This is a genomic window from Bradyrhizobium sp. CCGB12, assembly GCF_024199845.1.
Taxonomy (GTDB): Bacteria; Pseudomonadota; Alphaproteobacteria; order Rhizobiales; family Xanthobacteraceae; genus Bradyrhizobium.
Map to the genome: position 1 here is coordinate 7,406,819 of NZ_JANADO010000001.1, position 15,734 is coordinate 7,422,552.

Consider the following 15,734-nt stretch of genomic DNA (forward strand, 5'->3'; position numbering starts at 1 on the left):
CGAGGTGCTAACGGCTCAGAGCGAGGCGGCCTGGAGCTGGCGGTGGCCGCCGCGGGCGCCGACGATCAGCGCCGCAGCCTCGCGCTGCGAGAACGTCTTCGAGCGCACATAGATGCGGTAATCGGCCGGCCCTTCGGTGGAGAGATAGATCACCTGACCGCCATCGACGGGCTGCGAGGCGATCGAGACCAGGCGCGTCGACGGATTGGCCTGGCAGGACTCCGATTCCGAACCGAGGCCGTCGTCCACCACGGCGAAGTCCGCAGCGTCCGCATCGTCGGTGACCTGAACCCGCACCGTGGCCTTCGCGGGATCTTCGGTGAAGGTGACATGCACGCCGGCGGTCCAGAACAGGGAGGTGAGCTCGACCGAGGTTTCGCCGAGGGCGATGCAGGGATGCGAGACCGATCCGATCTCGGCGCGGGCGAACACCGCCGCTGCCAACAGGGGAACGACCGAGGCCAGGATCTTGAAACGCAACATGACACTCTACTCGCCGGGCCCTGTACGGGAACTGATGGGCCTTATGGTTTGCAGAGCGTAAAGGAAACTCGTTACCGCCGAGTTGACGCGCTGTCCGTGTTACGCCAACTGCCGCACATCCTCCGCGAGTGCGCGGTAGGACAGCGCTTCGGCGAGGTGCAGCCGGCCGATCCTGTCGGCATTGTCGAGATCGGCGAGGGTGCGCGCCACGCGCAGCACGCGGTGATAGCCGCGCGCCGACAGCCGCATGGTCTCGGCGGCGTCGCGCAGCAGTTTTTGACCCTGCGCATCGGGCTTGGCGATCTCTTCCAGCACGGAAGCCGGCGCCTCGGCATTGGTGCGAACATTGGGCAGCCCCGCATTCGCGTAGCGCGCAAGCTGGATGTCGCGCGCGGCCGCCACGCGCGCGGCGACCTCGGCCGAGCCCTCCGTCGGCGGCGGCAGGATCAGGTCGGCCGCGGTCACCGCCGGCACCTCGATGCGCAGATCGATGCGATCCATCAGGGGACCGGAGATGCGCGCCTGATAGTCGCCGGTGCAGCGGTCGATACGGCCGCGCTTGCAGGCATAGCCGGGCTCGAACGCGTTGCCGCAGCGGCAGGGATTCATCGCCGCGACCAGCATGAAGCGGGCAGGGTAGGTGACGCGGTGATTGGCGCGCGACACCGCGACCTCGCCGTTTTCCAGGGGCTGGCGCAGCGAATCCAGCACGCGGGGATCGAACTCCGGTAGCTCGTCGAGGAACAGCACGCCCTGATGCGCAAGCGAGATCTCGCCGGGCTTGGCGCGCATGCCGCCGCCGGTGAGCGCGGCCATGCTGGCGGAATGATGCGGCGAGCGGAACGGCCGCCGCGCGGTCAGCGCGCCACCCTCGATCTCGCCGGCGACGGACGCGATCATCGAGACCTCGAGCAGCTCCGGCATTAGGTAGCAAACTCACCTCCCAATAAATTCAAAGACTTACGAGGCGTGAGCGCGGATGCGTGCCCACACGCCCTCGCGATATCGTTTCAATAAGGATTGACCCCTATGTTAGATGACATATGTTCGGTGCTTGCCGACCTGGGTATCGATTCCATGAGCGACCAACAGAGCTATTTGGCGGCGATTGACGCCGAAATGGCGCGCCTTCGGGAGCGATTGGACAAGCTCGCCAAGTTCAAAGAGCTGGCTATCGAGCTGGGCATCACGCCTGATGTTGGCGTTTATCAGCCGCCTCCGAAAGAGGACCGAGCTTCTGCAAATGGGGTACGGCACGGGTCATCTATCAAGTCCGAATTCGATTTTGCGGATGGGACAAAGAAACCAGCTGCTTTTGACGGCACCTTTTCCGGTCTGATTAAGGCCTACCGCACCCATGAGAAGTCGCCGTATCACAAGCTTAAGCATTCGGTTCGGAAGAATTACGATCAAGGTATCAACCGCTTAGACCGGGAAATCGGCTCAGAGCGCGTGGCTGACTGGACTGCCAGTCGAGTCCAATACATGCACGACAATAGCTGGGCCGCAGGCGGTAAGGCCTCAATGGGCCATTCTCTGCTCGGCAAGGTACGATTGCTTTGCAGCTTCGGTTCGGTCGTGTTGGAGGATGATGCCTGCACCCGGCTCAGCACGATCATTGGGAATATGCGGTTTGAGCCGCCCCCCACGAGGACCGAGATTCTAACTTACGACCATGCAAGGGCGATCAGGGCGACGGCGCACACTCATTTCAACTGGCCTTCAATCGCCTTGGCGCAGGCCCTGCAATTCGAAATTCCCAAGCTTCGTCAGGTAGATGTTATTGGCCAATGGGTGCCGCTGGACGAGCCAGGTCCAGACGACATCAAGAACGAACACGAGAAATGGGTCGGCGGTCTGATGTGGTCTGACATCGACGAACACATGATCTTGCGGCGAGAACTACCGGTAGGCCGAAAAGGCGGGGACAAGCCATTTGAATGGGATCTCAAGCGTCTTTCCATGATCATGGAGGAGATCAACAGTGTCCCGCCATGGAAGCGCACGGGGCCGATGGTAATCTGCGAGTACTCAAACAAGCCATGGTCAGCCGCCGAATTTCGGCGAAAATGGCGAATTGTGGCGGATAAAGCTGGCGTTCCGAGCAATATTCAGATGACGGATGGCGCGCGCGGGACGAACAAGACCTGACTCTTACCGAAAGAGTGTGGAAGCGCTCTTGAAGATTTCTGAGAATCGGGTAGGTTAGAACCGGAGCCTTCGGAGGCTCCGGTTTCACCGCAGAGAGGAAATGAGTTTTTGCCGACCAATCCTCTCGGCATAGGCCCACCCAAACTCCGGCCGCGCCGGACCCAGGTAAACCCATGTGGCAAGCCGTCAGAATAGACCGGTGAGGGTAGAGCCCCTCAAGCCAAATCCTGGCTAACCAGGCCGCGTCGGAGAGATCCGGCGCGGCGCATTCATATCCTTATCAAATTTCCTGATTCTCGTCTACAGCGCCGTTTCCAAGAGGTGCGGCGAAGGTTATTCCCGATGCCCGCCCCTCACCGTCAAAAACAAATCCAATACCGCCGGACTCCAAAGCAACTTTCATTGCCGCTAGGTTATTCCGCGTCGGCTCCCGTCGTCTTGCCTCAAAATCCCTCACAGTCGAAACGCCCACGCTCGCGGCTTTTGCAAGCGCGTCTTGAGGCCAATTTAGCCATGCTCTCGCGGCTCGACACTGCTCCGGGCTCATTCGTTGAATATGGCGACGTAAAAGAATTTCGTCAAGGTCATCGATTTTCGTTGACGCCAGCTATTTCATCACTTATCAACGACGTCAACGAAAAACGTTGGCGCAGAAATGGCTCAACACTTCCTTCTCACGGCAAAGGCGAGGTCGCTAAGTTTAGCGAAAGTCGCCCGTTTGTCGGACGAGGAAGCCTATCAGACCTTCCAGCTGATCCGTTGGGCCGCCACTAACGGCGAACCGTTCTGCCCCAAGTGCGGCTGCGTTGCGGTCTACACCTACCAGACCCGCAAGCTGTTCAAGTGCAAGGGCTGCAATCACCAATTCAGCGTCACGTCGGGCACGATCTTCGCCAGCCGCAAACTCCCGATCCGCGACTACCTCTTGGCCATCGCGATCTTCGTCAACGGCGCGAAGGGCCATAGCGCGCTTCAACTGAGCCGCGACCTGGATTGCCAGTACAAGACGGCTTTCGTGATGGCTCACAAAATCCGCGAAGCCATGGCCTCAGAGGCCAACGGCGCGACAGTTGGTGGCACGGTTGAGGTTGATGGCGCTTACTTCGGGGGCCACGTCCGCCCGGCCAACAACAAAGCTAACCGCCGCGACCGCCGCTTGGTGCAGAACCAGACCGGCAAGCGCCGCGTGGTGGTCATCATGCGCGAGCGCGGCGGCCGGACGTTGCCGTTCGTCTTCAAGTCGGAAGATGCATCGGTTGTGACGATTGCCCGCACCGTGCAGCCCGGCAGCACCGTTCACGCTGACGAAGCAGCGCATTGGGACGCGCTACATGCGCGCTTCCTGACAAAGCGGATCAACCACAGCGAGGCCTATTCTGATGGCGAAGCTTGCACCAATCAGGCGGAGTCGTTTTTCTCCCGTCTGCGCCGCGCCGAGATCGGCATTCATCACCATATCGCCGGCCCGTATTTGGCGGCTTACGCCAGCGAAATGGCTTGGCGCGAGAACAATAGCCGCGTCAGCAACGGAGAACAGTATTTGATGACCTGTGACGCTGCCCTGCAGCACCCGGTTTCGCGTCAGTGGAAGGGCTATTGGCAGCGAGCCAAAGTATGAATCGAAAATTAATCCTTGAACTTTTACACGGTTCGTGTATTCAAGAATCAGGCTATGCCTGCAGGTCCACCCGTATGGGGGCCGCTTCAAAGGTCGGGTTCATCCCGGCCTTTGCTGTTTCTGGGCCTTAAACAGTTCAAAACAATAGGCTTTTACGCCCATTATATCGCCCATGCCGGCAGGCACCTGGGACGTTACCAGCTTCCCGCTCTCTGAAATCCGGCGGTAAATGGCGAATTTTCTTTCGTAACTGCCACGCGCGATAGCGTACACGTAAGAGTCCGCGATCTGCATCAGGCGATTGGATTTGTCCTTGCCCTCGATATCGAGCAGCAAGTAGCCAAATTCCTCTTTGGTTAGCGGCAGGTATTTGGCGGAGTTTGCCGCGTCAAAACCCATCCCATTCTCTTGGATGTTGTAAAAATAGCCCTCCACCATGTCGTTAGTGTCAGGGTCGGCCATTTCGTAGAAGACCTTGAGACGCCTACCCTGATGTTTGGCGAACTTGGCCGCCCGCTCCACGACGATGTCAAAGGCGCTGCGGCACAACATCCATTTTTCATCACCAACTCGACTGCCATATCCCCGCGCGAGGTAGCCTGGGCGGTCAATCACGCAGGCAGTCCCCGCCACCGGGAGCGTAGAAAGAAATGTTCGGTAAGAGGACCAAAATCGATCCCGTTCCTCGCCGGGCAATCTTCCAATCCAAGAAAACTTCTTTGTTTCCGCCCGCATATCCGTGAGGTGCAACGGCGCTTGGATTTGCGGCCACTGCTTCTTAAAGGCATCTAGGCGGGCCTTCGCTGTATCCTCATCCTCTTGCCGAATGAGAAACCCACCCAACGCAAACCAATCCAATCCGTGCTTTGCGGCTGTCGATTGACGGTCGGGGTGGCGAGGGCCAGTCTCGTCCAAATACAAATGTAAAAGCGGCGCTTTAGGTGATGCGGCATTAGGCATTGCATGACTTTAACGGTTCCCGTTCAACGGGCAACCTCCCAAAGCATATATTGCCCAGGCCCCTGCTCGCACCGCACGAGACCGTTTTCCCGTTGGGTCCGGAGCGCCAGCCCGACCCGCTTTGACATGATCCGCAAAAGCCGCTGATCGTTCTTGTCTAGGGCTCGCTCGACTAGCAGCTGTAAGGCCACGTCGCGGCTGGTAAGCGGCTCTGCGGCTTGGCGGAGGATGCTAAGCACGATCCGGCTCATCTCGCCGCGATTGCTCCAGTCCTTGGGCGGCCGGAAGGCTTTCGCCTTGATCGACTCCACCCGGTAAGTCGGATCGAATTGGAGGATCGTGGCGTCTAGGCTCTCCAAGTCTAGGACCATCTTCCGAAGGGACTCATGGGCGGCCTCGATATCGCCCGCCACTTGCGCCCGACGCTTCACGAGTCCGGCTAGGACAAATTCGTTCATGGTTGCTCCCGGTGAAATTAATTTCACGGGAGTCTAGTGATACCGGCAGCATTGCCGCCAGCCGGGTTAAGGTGAGTTTGCTACCTAATGCCGAGCAGCTCGCCGGGCGACAGCGGCGGCAGGATCGAGGGCAGGCGTGCCGCCAGCATCGACTTGCCGGCACCGGGCGCGCCGATCATCAGCAGGTGATGTCCGCCGGCGGCTGCGATCTCCAGCGCGCGTTTCGCGCTCTCCTGGCCCTTGATGTCGCGCAGGTCGAGGGACGAGGCGGCGGCCTCGTGCACCTTCGGAGAGGGCCGCGACAGCACCTGCGTTCCCTTGAAATGGTTGGCGATCTGGATCAGCGAACTCGCGGCAATGATCTGGATGTCCGGGCTCGCCCAGGCCGCCTCCGAGCCGCAGGCGGCGGGGCAGATCAGGCCCTCCTCACGCGCATTGGCGCCGATCGCGGCGGGCAGGACACCTGCAACCGGCGCGATCGAGCCGTCGAGGCCGAGCTCGCCAAGCACGGTGAAGCCGGTCAGCGCATCCGGCGGGATCGCGCCGATCGCCGCCATCAGCCCGAGCGCGATCGGCAGGTCGTAATGGCTGCCCTCCTTGGGCAGGTCGGCCGGCGCCAGATTGACGGTGATCCGCCGCGCCGGCAGCGCCAGCCCCGAGGCAATCAGCGCCGAGCGGACCCGCTCGCGCGCCTCCGACACCGCCTTGTCGGGCAGGCCGACGATGGCGAAGGCCGGCAGGCCCGGGGCGACCTGCACCTGCACGTCGACCGCACGGGCCTCGATCCCCTCAAAGGCGACGGTAGAAACCCGCTGAACCATGCTCGATCAAGCCTGCCCTCTTGCTCAATCGAGGGTAGCAGAGGCATGTACTCTCCGCAAGAACAATACAGGAACATCTCCCCGGGGCCAGAGCAGGTCCTAACCGATCGTAAACGTGAAGCGGACACTACGCCTCGAATGCGAGCGGCTCTCCTCAGCACATTCCAACGAATGTCCGCTACTCCTAACACTTGCGGGATGGGCCGTGGTCTAACGGGTGAAGAATTCAAATGCTTGCAAATCGCCGGAGAAGCGAACGCCGGGTGTGCAGCCGGCTCGCCAAGATTCATTTTGGCGCAGGCTCGCTGCCGCGCGATTGCACGATCACGGATATCTCGGATGGTGGCGTGAAAGTGGTGGCGGAATTCCTGGAAGTGCCGCCGCAATTCACCATCATCTTCGCACCCGACTACTCCCGCCAGTGCCGTCTGCGCTGGCGCATCGGCTGCGAATTCGGTGCCGAATTCACGGACTAGGTTCTGAAGCGTGGGCGTCCTTAACGGGGCTTTAGGGTTAATCGGTAAGCATCTCTGATCAGTCGCCGAGTGATCAGAGTATGTCCAAGCGTCCGTCCCCCGCCTTTCCTCCGGCGAAATTCCTGCTTCCCGCGTTCATGGTGCTCGTCCTCGGTGGCTGCCAGACCAATGGCATCGAGGATGTGACCGGCGCGCTTGGCGTCAGATCCGAAGCCCCCGCCAGGGCCGACGCCAAGCCGGACATGAACGCACTGCGCGAGCGTTACCGCGCCAAGCCCGAAGATCCCAACGTTGCGATCGCCTATGGCAAAGCGCTGCGCGAGAGCGGCCAGCGTGCGCAGGCAGTCGCAGTGCTGGAGCAGGCCGTGCTCAATCATCCCAGCAACAAGGCGCTGCTCGCCGGCTATGGCCGCGCGCTCGCCGAAAACGGCAATTTCCAGCAGGCCTTCGACGTCCTCAGCCGTGCCCATACGCCTGAGGATCCGGACTGGCGCATCCTGTCGGCGCAGGGTGCGGCGCTCGATCAGCTCGGCCGCAACGAGGAGGCGCAGCAATATTATGCGAGCGCCTTGAAGATCGTGCCCGACGAGCCGCAGGTTTTGTCCAATCTCGGCCTGTCCTACATGCTCCAGAACAATCTGCCGCGGGCCGAACAGGTGCTCGGCCGCGCCTATCAGCGCAATCAGAACGATGTGCGGATCCGTGCCAATCTCGCGCTCGTGCTGGGATTGCAAGGCCGCGAGGCCGAGGCTGAAATCCTCGTCAAGGCCGACCTGCCGCCGGATGAGGCTGCGGCAAAGGTCGCGGCGCTGCGGCAGCTGCTGGCGAAGAAGCAGCAGCGGGCGGACAAATAGCCGCCCTTACGACGCCTTGCGATGCGGAGCTGAGCCGCGACCCGACCGGCCCTTCAGCTTCTTCAGGAGCGGTCCGAGCAGCGAGCGCTTCGGCTTCTTCACCTCGCCGCGGCCGGCGAGGCGGTTCGCCATGGTCTGGAACAGAAGTGTGGTGCGGTGGCTCTTGGAGACCTCCGCGATCATCTGGCCGTTGTTGGCGGCGGTCGAGAACAGTTTCGAATCGAACGGGATCACCGCGATCGGCTGGCTCTCCATCGTCTTGGCGAAGGCCTTGACCTCGATCTCCGCGCGCTTGTGCATGCCGACCTGGTTGATGCAGTACAGCGGCGGCCGGTCGTTCGGCCGCGCCGCCTTGAGCACGCTCAGCATGTTCCTCGTGTTGCGCAAATTGGCGAGATCCGGTTCGGCCACGATCACGATGTCGTCGGCGTTGACCAGCGCGCGCCGCGTCCAGCCCGACCATTGATGGGGCACGTCGAGCACGATGCAGGGCGTGGTCATGCGCAGCGTGTCGAACACCGCGTCAAAAGCTTCGGCGCCGAAATCGTAGACGCGGTCGAGCGTCGCGGGCGCGGCAAGCAGGCTGAGCCGCTCGGTGCATTTGGCGAGCAGGCGCTCCATCAGCGCCGTGTCCGGCCTGTCCTGCGACAGCACGGCGTTGGCGATGCCCTGGACCGGGTCCTGATTGTAGTCGAGGCTCGCGGTGCCGAAGGCGAGATCGAGATCGATCACGACGGAATCGAGCGCGAGGTCGCGGGCGATGGTCCAGGCGACGTTGTGCGCGACAGTGGACGCGCCGACGCCGCCCTTGGCGCCGACCACCGCGATGACGCGGCCGGTGATGATGGCTTCGGACGCCGAGAACAGGCTACAGATCGAGCGAACCACGTCGAGCGTTTGGACAGGTCCGATCACGTAGTCGTTGACGCCGCGGCGGACCAGCTCGCGATAGGGCGCGGTGTCGTTGGGATTGCCGATCACGACGACGCGGGTGCCGGGGTCGCAGACGCCGGCGAGGTCGTCGAGCCCCTCCAGGATGTCGCGCGTGCCGTCGGACTCGATCAGGATCACGTTCGGCGTCGGCATCGTTTCGTAGACTTCGATCGCCGCAGCGAGACCACCATCCCTGGCGGTGAGATGCGCCTTGGCGAGCCGGCGATCCTCGCCGGCCGCCGTCACCGCGGCGAGCGTCTGCTCGGTCTCGCAAAAGGCCTGCACCGAGATGCGGGGAACCGGCGCGATGTGCTCGTCGGGGTGCCGCGGATCGTCGGCTTCTTCGTCGTGGATGCCTGTCATTTGCCGGTGTCGCTGAGTTTGGCCTTGTCGGCCTCGGGATAGGCGGTCGCGGTCGTCGAGCCCTTGCGATAGCGGTCGAAGGCGATGTCGCGCCGTGCGGTGTAGGCGGGCGTCTCGGCGCGCGGCTGTTCGAGGTCGGCGGGGTTGTCGATCATCGCCGCGAGATTGCGCTGGCTGGCGCAGCCCAGATTGAAGTATGGCCGGTTCTCGTTGTAGCCGGGGTCGAGGATGTTCGGACCAACGTCTTCCGGCCACAGCCCGCAGGGACCGGCCACGGCGCTGATTTTGGAATAGCTCAGTCGGATCGTCGGCAGCAGGCCGGGATCCTCGGGACGATAGGGATGCTGGACAATGGCACGCGACGGCACGCCGCCGGACGCGAGCACGGACCGGATTTCCCGATAGGTCGCCGCCGCGGCGCGCGAATTCGCGGTGTCGACGGGAACGTCGACGACGACCGAGCCGGTGCCTTCGCGCATCCAGTCCCGGGCAATGCCCGTGACATCCGCGTGCTGCGCGGCCGAGAGGCCGCCGCGCGCCTTGCCGACGAAGATCACGATCGAGCGCTTGCCTTCCTGAACTGCGATCGGGTGGCGCTGGCGATAGTCGGTCGGCACCGTCTGGGTGACGATGTCGCCGGTGGTGTTGCAGGCGCCCAGCATGACGCAGAGTCCCGTCAGTGCTAGCGCGACCCTCAGATTGCGACGTCGATCGGCCATCGTGTTCGTCATCGCTTCATCCCCTTGCCCCGAATCCCGCCCGTTCCCCAAGCCCGTTCCCAGCCGTCCGTTCGTCTCAATCGATGATGAAGCCGAAATCGCCGGGCGTGCCGTTGATCGGATCGACCCGGCGCGAGATGCCATAAAGGCGGTTCATGCGGCCGAGCAGCGCCGACTGCGCGTCGGAGGCCGGCGCGAACCCGTCGTCTGGGCGCGACAAATCCTTCTGGGCGACCGCGCGCACCACATAGGGCGTCACGATCACCATCAGCTCGGTCTCGTTGTTGACGAAGTCCTGGCTGCGGAACAACGCGCCGATGATCGGCACCTGGTCGACGCCGGGCAGGCCGTTGATCGCCTGTTTGGTCTTCTGCTGGATCAGGCCGGCCATCGCCATCGAGCCGCCGGAGGGAATTTCAAGCGTGGTCTCGGCGCGGCGGGTCTGGATCGAAGGGATGGTGATCGAGTTGCTCGCGGTCGAGGAAACCGCCTGCGTCAGCGTGATCGCGTTCGTATTCGACAGCTCCGAGACCTCGGTCATCACGCGCAGGCTGATGCGGCCTTCGCTGAGCACGACCGGGGTGAAGTTCAGGGAGATGCCGAACTTCTTGTACGTGACCTGGGTGGTACAGACGTGGGTGACGGGATCGCAGGAATAGCCCGCGGGAATCGGGAATTCGCCGCCGGCGATGAAGGTGGCGGATTCGCCCGAGATCGCGGTCAGGCTCGGTTCGGCGAGCGTGCGCATGACGCCGGCGCTCTCCATCGCGCGCATGGTGGCGCTGACGGTGGCGACGCCCTTGGCGAGGCCGGCGACGTCAAGCCCGTTGCTGGCGACGATCGGCCCGCCCGAGACTGAAAATGGATTGGAGTTGTTGAAATTCACCACCGCAGTGCCTGCGTTCAGGCTGGCGCTGAGATCGACGCCGAGCTGCTTGACGATGTCACGGCGCACTTCGCCGACGACGACCTTGAGCATGACCTGGTCGCGGCCGCGCACGACGATGTTGTTGACGACCTTGTCCGAGCCGCCGACGAGCTTGGCGGCGACGTCGCCGGCCTGCTGGGCCTCGACCGGGCTCGAGACCGAGCCGGTCAGCATCACGCTGTCGCCGACGCCTTCGATCTGCACGCCCGGCAGTGATTGGCGCAGTGCCGCACGCATGCCGTTGAGGTCGCGCTTGACCGCGATGTCGTAGGAGGCCACCTGCTGGCCGTCGGCGGTGAAGAACACGACGTTGGTCTGGCCGACCTGGCCACCGATGATATAGGCGCGTTGGGCCGAGCGGATCACCGCATTGGCGATCTTGGGATCGGCCACCAGCACGTCCTTGACCTCGCGCGGCAGATCGATGACGACGGACTTGCCCACACCAAGCGAGAGAAAACGCGTCCGCGCTGGCGCGATCGTCGCGACCGGCGACACGCCGAGATCAGGCGCCTGCATCGGTGCCTGGTCGCCGACCGGCGCATCCGCGGCACAGAGTCGGTCGGGGGCTGCGAGCAGCCCCAGCATCAGCATCGACCCCGTCCAGAACGAGCGCGCGCGCTTCCCCCGAATGCGCTGGCCCGTCCGATCATCCCCGTAGTTCATGCTTTCCCCATCATCACTTCTGTGACGTCAGTTGCCGCGCCTGCACCCCGAAGCGGATCACGTTGACGCCGTCGGAACGCTTGGCCGCCCGATCCTCGATCGGGTCCTCGACAGCCTTGGCATCGGCGATGCTCCGCAGCGCGAGCTGGAGCGTGCCGCCCTGGCGCGCGGCCGACAGCGTGGCGACCTGGTCGGGCTTGAGCTCTAGCGTGACGGTCTTGCCGATCACGGCGGTCTGGCCGTCCTTTTCCTTCGGCGCCTGGTCGATCGCGAGCACGCGGATGTTGGTCAGGATGACCTCGGACAGGATGAGGTCGTTGCCGCCGGTCACGCCGCTGGTGTCGGGATTCTTCAGGCGGCGGGTCAACACGATGTCGACGCGATCGTTCGGCAGGATGAAGCCGCCGGCGCCGGTCTCGGCTGAAATTTCGGTGGAGACGGCACGCATGCCGGAGGGCAGGATCGCAGCCATGAAGCCGGAACCTTCCGCCCTGACCAGCTTCTGCTCGCGGATCGGCTCGCCCTGTATCAACGGCACGCGCGCGATCGAGCCGGCGATCTGGGTCTGCGCTTCGGGCCTGCTGTCGCGGCGGATGAAGGCGTTGCTCGCGGTCGCCGCCGGCCAGACCTGCCATTGCAGGTCCTCGGGCTTCACGGCCTGGCCGAGCCCGATGTCGTTCTTCGCGACGAGGACTTCGACCGTCGGCAGCTTCTCGGCGACGGGCAGAACGGGCGCGGGCGCGTTCTGATAGCCGCTCGCCAGATACGCAGCGACGCCGCCGGCGCCCAGTGCGATGACGAGAACGACAATGCGTGCGGTATTCATACGCTTCTACTCTTACGCGGGGCACTCGAACCGCACCTGGCGGGTTCCCCGTGTCGATGAGTAGGGAGTAAAAGTATAAGGGGTGTTGCGAGGCCGAGTGTGATGGCCTGTGACGGGCCTGGTTCTCGGCTGATGGTGAACGCGGCGTTATTCAGCCGGCCGGCGGCACCGTAGTTTCACGCAAGCGCGCTCGTTCGTTCGCACGTCGCGCGCGGCATCATGGTGAACGGGTGGTTAGTGAGGGGGTGCCGGCGCGAAAGCAGCGCGACAATTCATGGCCGTCGCCCCGACGACGAACCTGCGTCGTCCGGATCGGAACGAGGCGGCCGCGTGACGCAGTCATCGCCCGCCTTGTGCGCAATTGCGCACTGGGGCGGGCGATCCAGTATTCCAGAGGCGGCAGTCGCCTGCGGGCCCAGGACTTACTGGCAGGGATACCGCCGGCCGTCCTTTGCCGCGAAGGTATTCGACGCCGGATCGTAGGAGCGGTAGCGCTGCGCGCATGAGGCCGCATGCTGCTGGGCGGCGGCCGCTTCCTGCTGTGCTGCGGCGGTGGCGGCGCCGGCCGCGATGGCGCCGCCGATGAGGCCGCCGACCAGTCCGCCAACACCGACGCCGTTGTCATAGCATTGTCCGTATCGGCACCAGACCTTTTCGGTCAGGGTCGGGACTTCGCCCGCGACACCCGTGACGCTCTGCAACGGAGCCGACATCGCGGGGTTCGAAAGCATCACGGCAGCGGTGGTGATCATCAAGACAACTCTCAAGACGTGATCGATGCGCATTGGATTTCCTGTTTCATTTCTGTCGGCAACAGATGGACGGCGTTAGCGGCCGGCCGCATCCACGACCCGGCAGAGATTGTTGCCGATGCCCGGCGCCACCTGGCCCGGTGGCATGATGAAGACCGCATCGACGCGGCTGCCCCTGCCCTCCTTGCGAACCACGACGCGCAACGTCTGCGGTCGCCCGGATCCGGTGGTCTCCTGCTGCGTGGTCAGCGTGCCCAGCGCCTTGTCCACGTTCACATCGACAAAGCCCTCCGCCAGAACGGCGCGGGAGACTCTATCGAGAGCGGCACTGGCACTGACGGACGGAAAGATCATCCAGACCTTGTGGGTCGTGCCCGTCACGAGCGGAACGCCGCTGCTCTGGTAATGGTCTGCGCAGCTCTCGGCCCGCACCGGCATCGACGAAAGGGCTATCACCGCGACCGCGCAAATTGTTCTTGTCAGCATGCTTTCATTACTTGTTTGAGGCAGTCGGGGGGATTTAGGCCAACGGCGCCGCAAGTCCATCTGCGCCCGCGCATTCGGGATGGACACGTTCGGATTATGGCCTGCCTGCCGCGGCGCGATTGCGCGATCTGGATGTTTGGTGCGGCAATTGGATATCGAGTGCGGGCGCTCGACCTGAATTCACCGAAATTGTGTTAGCGTGGTGATGCATCTACCGCACGAGCGGACGCCCCGAACGATGGATATCGCATGGTCGAAGATATACTCGCCGCACCTCCCGCACGATCAGGGTCGTCGTTTCAGGCGTTGCTTGAGATGGCTCCGACCCCACGGGATCAACGCGCAGTCCGCGCCGAAGCCCGATGGATCATTTCGCTGGCAGGCGGATGTTGCCGTCGGAGCCGGCATGGATGTCGTGCGGGCGGAGCTGTCCGCAGGCTGGGACTGGCGCTATTCATACGGCGATTCAGGCGGTGAGCTCGCGATCAGCCTGCTGAACGCCGGCAAGGCCGACATGCTCATTGCAGGAAAGAACGTCCAACGAACGTCCTCTGAAGTGGCCATCGTACCGCTGCCGAGGTTGCAGCAGCAGAGCGTCGAAGCGGTGGATGGAAGATATTCGAGTGTCACGCTGACGCTGCATACGGACGTGGTGACCAAGGCACTGTCTGCGACCTTCGGAAGCGCAGCGCTGGAAGATCTCGATCTGACACCGAAGGTCGATCTGTCGAGCAGTGCCGGCCAGCTCCTTTTCCAGCTCGTTCGCGCCAGCGCGGCTGGCCTGCATGACGGGATCCTGGCACGTTCTCCGAAAGCCAGCGCTCTGCTCTCGGAAGCGGCGATGCAGTTGATCCTCGAAAATGTTCCCCATCGGCTGATCGACCGCTTGAACCGCCATCCCATGGATGCGCCGCCTCGACGCATCAGGCGAGCCGTCGAGTACATGCGGGCCAATCTGCATCTGCCGCTGACGATAGCGGATATTGCCGGGAATGTCGGGATCAGCAGCCGGTTGCTGCAATCGGGATTTCGCAGGATCCATGGGACGACGCCCGTCGCCTATCTCAGGAGAATTCGGCTCGAAGCCATCCATGACGAGCTGTCGCGACCGGAGAATCTGCTTCCGGTCAGCGAAGTCGCATTGAAGTGGGGTTTTACCCACATGGGTCGGTTAGCAGCGTCGTACCGTTCGGCATTTGGCCTGTATCCGTCCGATACAGTCCGCCGCGCGCGCGGATTCCGCGACTGAAGGAGCCGGCCGGTCGGCTCCTTCAGCGCTACGAAGCTACGTCGTTCTCTTCTGCTCGATCGCGTCCCAGATCTTTGCCGCGACATCGGGGCCGCCGAGCCGCGCGATGGCGCGGATGCCCGTTGGTGAGGTCACGTTGATCTCGGTGAGATTGCCGTTGATGACGTCGATGCCGACGAACAGAAGGCCGCGTTCGCGCAGCGCCGGCCCGACAGTGGCGCAGATCTCGCGCTCGCGCGCCGTCAGCTCGGTCTCCTGCGCCGCGCCGCCGCGCACCATGTTGGAGCGGAGGTCATCCGCCGCGGGGACGCGGTTCACGGCGCCGGCGAACTCGCCGTTGACGAGGATGATGCGCTTGTCGCCGTGCTTCACCTCGGGAATGAACTGCTGGATCACCCAGGGCTCCCTAAAGGTTACCGAGAACATGTCGAACAGCGAGCCGAAGTTCATGTCCTGCGGCATCACGCGGAACACCGCGGCGCCGCCATGGCCGTGCAGCGGCTTCATGACGACGGCACCATGCTTGTCGCGAAAGGCGTTGATCTCGTCGAGGTCGCGCGAGATCAGGGTCGGCGGCATCAGCTGCGGAAAATTCATCACGAACAGCTTTTCCGGCGCATTGCGCACCGAGGCCGGATCGTTGACGACCAGCGTCTTCGGATGGATGCGCTCCAGGAAATGCGTCGAGGTGATGTAGGCGAGATCGAAGGGCGGGTCCTGGCGGAGCAGCACCACGTCGAAGCCGTTGAGCGCCTCGCGCCTGGGCTCTCCGAGCGTGAAATGATTGCCGGGCTCGTCGCGGACGGTGAGGAGCTGCACCGGAGCGACGATCTCGTCGCCGACCATCGAGAGCTTGTCGGGCGTGTAATAGGACAGGCCGTGGCCGCGCTTCTGCGCCTCCAGAAGCAGCGCAAAGGTGGAATCGCCCTTGATGTTGATGCGGGCGATGGGGTCCATCTGGACGGCGACGTTCAGTTTCATGGTCTGCCTT

16 protein-coding genes and 2 pseudogenes are annotated in these 15,734 nt (G+C 63.2%); 5 read left to right on the forward strand and 13 right to left on the reverse strand.

Going from position 1 to position 15,734, the window contains the following annotated elements:
- Positions 1–15 precede the first annotated feature (15 nt).
- Both NLM27_RS33890 and NLM27_RS33895 read right to left on the reverse strand, forming a co-directional pair.
- Complete coding sequence (locus tag NLM27_RS33890; protein ID WP_254147407.1) at positions 16–483, reverse strand: hypothetical protein; 468 nt, start codon at positions 481–483, stop codon at positions 16–18.
- 99 nt (positions 484–582) lie between these two features.
- Positions 583–1,401: pseudogene (locus tag NLM27_RS33895) on the reverse strand (ATP-binding protein); the annotation flags it as partial.
- A 159-nt stretch (positions 1,402–1,560) separates the two neighbouring features.
- On the opposite strand from NLM27_RS33895, the gene NLM27_RS33900 reads away from it, so the two are divergent.
- Complete coding sequence (locus tag NLM27_RS33900; RefSeq protein ID WP_254147408.1) at positions 1,561–2,634, forward strand: hypothetical protein; 1,074 nt, start codon at positions 1,561–1,563, stop codon at positions 2,632–2,634.
- A 280-nt stretch (positions 2,635–2,914) separates the two neighbouring features.
- Here the strand turns inward: NLM27_RS33900 and NLM27_RS33905 are convergent, their stop codons facing one another.
- Positions 2,915–3,181 carry a DNA-binding transcriptional regulator gene (locus tag NLM27_RS33905; protein ID WP_254147409.1) on the reverse strand — a complete coding sequence of 89 codons (267 nt, stop codon included), beginning with the start codon at positions 3,179–3,181 and terminating at the stop codon, positions 2,915–2,917.
- Positions 3,182–3,289: 108 nt separating this feature from the next.
- On the opposite strand from NLM27_RS33905, the gene NLM27_RS33910 reads away from it, so the two are divergent.
- Complete coding sequence (locus tag NLM27_RS33910) at positions 3,290–4,252, forward strand: IS1595 family transposase (protein WP_254147410.1); 963 nt, start codon at positions 3,290–3,292, stop codon at positions 4,250–4,252.
- 99 nt (positions 4,253–4,351) lie between these two features.
- Here the strand turns inward: NLM27_RS33910 and NLM27_RS33915 are convergent, their stop codons facing one another.
- The 3 genes and pseudogenes from NLM27_RS33915 to NLM27_RS33925 form a co-directional block, all read right to left on the reverse strand.
- The gene (locus NLM27_RS33915) at positions 4,352–5,212 is read right to left on the reverse strand and encodes a DUF3800 domain-containing protein (RefSeq protein ID WP_254147411.1); all 861 of its coding nucleotides are present in this window, start codon (positions 5,210–5,212) and stop codon (positions 4,352–4,354) included.
- Between the two features lie 23 nt (positions 5,213–5,235).
- Positions 5,236–5,670: a hypothetical protein gene (locus tag NLM27_RS33920; RefSeq protein WP_254147412.1), complete on the reverse strand. Its 435-nt coding sequence runs from the start codon at positions 5,668–5,670 to the stop codon at positions 5,236–5,238.
- Positions 5,671–5,756: 86 nt separating this feature from the next.
- Positions 5,757–6,491 (reverse strand): annotated as a pseudogene (locus NLM27_RS33925) (magnesium chelatase domain-containing protein); the annotation flags it as partial.
- 230 nt (positions 6,492–6,721) lie between these two features.
- Between NLM27_RS33925 and NLM27_RS33930 the strand changes: the two are divergent.
- Positions 6,722–6,967, forward strand: coding sequence for a PilZ domain-containing protein (locus tag NLM27_RS33930; RefSeq protein WP_011083489.1), 246 nt, complete (start codon positions 6,722–6,724; stop codon positions 6,965–6,967).
- An 80-nt stretch (positions 6,968–7,047) separates the two neighbouring features.
- The gene (locus NLM27_RS33935) at positions 7,048–7,821 is read left to right on the forward strand and encodes a tetratricopeptide repeat protein (protein WP_254147413.1); all 774 of its coding nucleotides are present in this window, start codon (positions 7,048–7,050) and stop codon (positions 7,819–7,821) included.
- A 6-nt stretch (positions 7,822–7,827) separates the two neighbouring features.
- Here NLM27_RS33935 and NLM27_RS33940 read toward each other — a convergent pair whose 3' ends face one another.
- The 6 genes from NLM27_RS33940 to NLM27_RS33965 all read right to left on the reverse strand — a co-directional run bounded on the left by NLM27_RS33940 (position 7,828) and on the right by NLM27_RS33965 (position 13,494).
- Positions 7,828–9,117: an AAA family ATPase gene (locus NLM27_RS33940; RefSeq protein WP_254147414.1), complete on the reverse strand. Its 1,290-nt coding sequence runs from the start codon at positions 9,115–9,117 to the stop codon at positions 7,828–7,830.
- Positions 9,114–9,848, reverse strand: a complete 735-nt coding sequence (locus tag NLM27_RS33945; protein WP_254147415.1) for a CpaD family pilus assembly protein — start codon at positions 9,846–9,848, stop codon at positions 9,114–9,116. The genes NLM27_RS33940 and NLM27_RS33945 overlap by 4 nt, the downstream gene beginning before the upstream one ends.
- 64 nt (positions 9,849–9,912) lie before the next feature.
- Positions 9,913–11,430, reverse strand: a complete 1,518-nt coding sequence (locus NLM27_RS33950; RefSeq protein ID WP_254147416.1) for a type II and III secretion system protein family protein — start codon at positions 11,428–11,430, stop codon at positions 9,913–9,915.
- A gap of 13 nt (positions 11,431–11,443) precedes the next feature.
- The gene (cpaB, locus tag NLM27_RS33955) at positions 11,444–12,256 is read right to left on the reverse strand and encodes a Flp pilus assembly protein CpaB (RefSeq protein ID WP_254147417.1); all 813 of its coding nucleotides are present in this window, start codon (positions 12,254–12,256) and stop codon (positions 11,444–11,446) included.
- 422 nt (positions 12,257–12,678) lie between these two features.
- Positions 12,679–13,041 carry a BA14K family protein gene (locus NLM27_RS33960; protein ID WP_254147418.1) on the reverse strand — a complete coding sequence of 121 codons (363 nt, stop codon included), beginning with the start codon at positions 13,039–13,041 and terminating at the stop codon, positions 12,679–12,681.
- A 42-nt stretch (positions 13,042–13,083) separates the two neighbouring features.
- On the reverse strand, positions 13,084–13,494 hold the full coding sequence (locus tag NLM27_RS33965; RefSeq protein WP_254147419.1) for a hypothetical protein: 411 nt from the start codon (positions 13,492–13,494) through the stop codon (positions 13,084–13,086).
- A gap of 406 nt (positions 13,495–13,900) precedes the next feature.
- On the opposite strand from NLM27_RS33965, the gene NLM27_RS33970 reads away from it, so the two are divergent.
- Entirely contained in the window at positions 13,901–14,743 is an 843-nt protein-coding gene (locus NLM27_RS33970; protein WP_254147420.1) for an AraC family transcriptional regulator, read from the forward strand.
- 36 nt (positions 14,744–14,779) lie between these two features.
- On the opposite strand, the gene gshB is transcribed toward NLM27_RS33970, so the two are convergent.
- A complete protein-coding gene (gene gshB, locus NLM27_RS33975; RefSeq protein ID WP_254147421.1) occupies positions 14,780–15,724 on the reverse strand; it encodes a glutathione synthase in 945 nt (314 codons plus the stop codon).
- Positions 15,725–15,734: the final 10 nt, after the last annotated feature.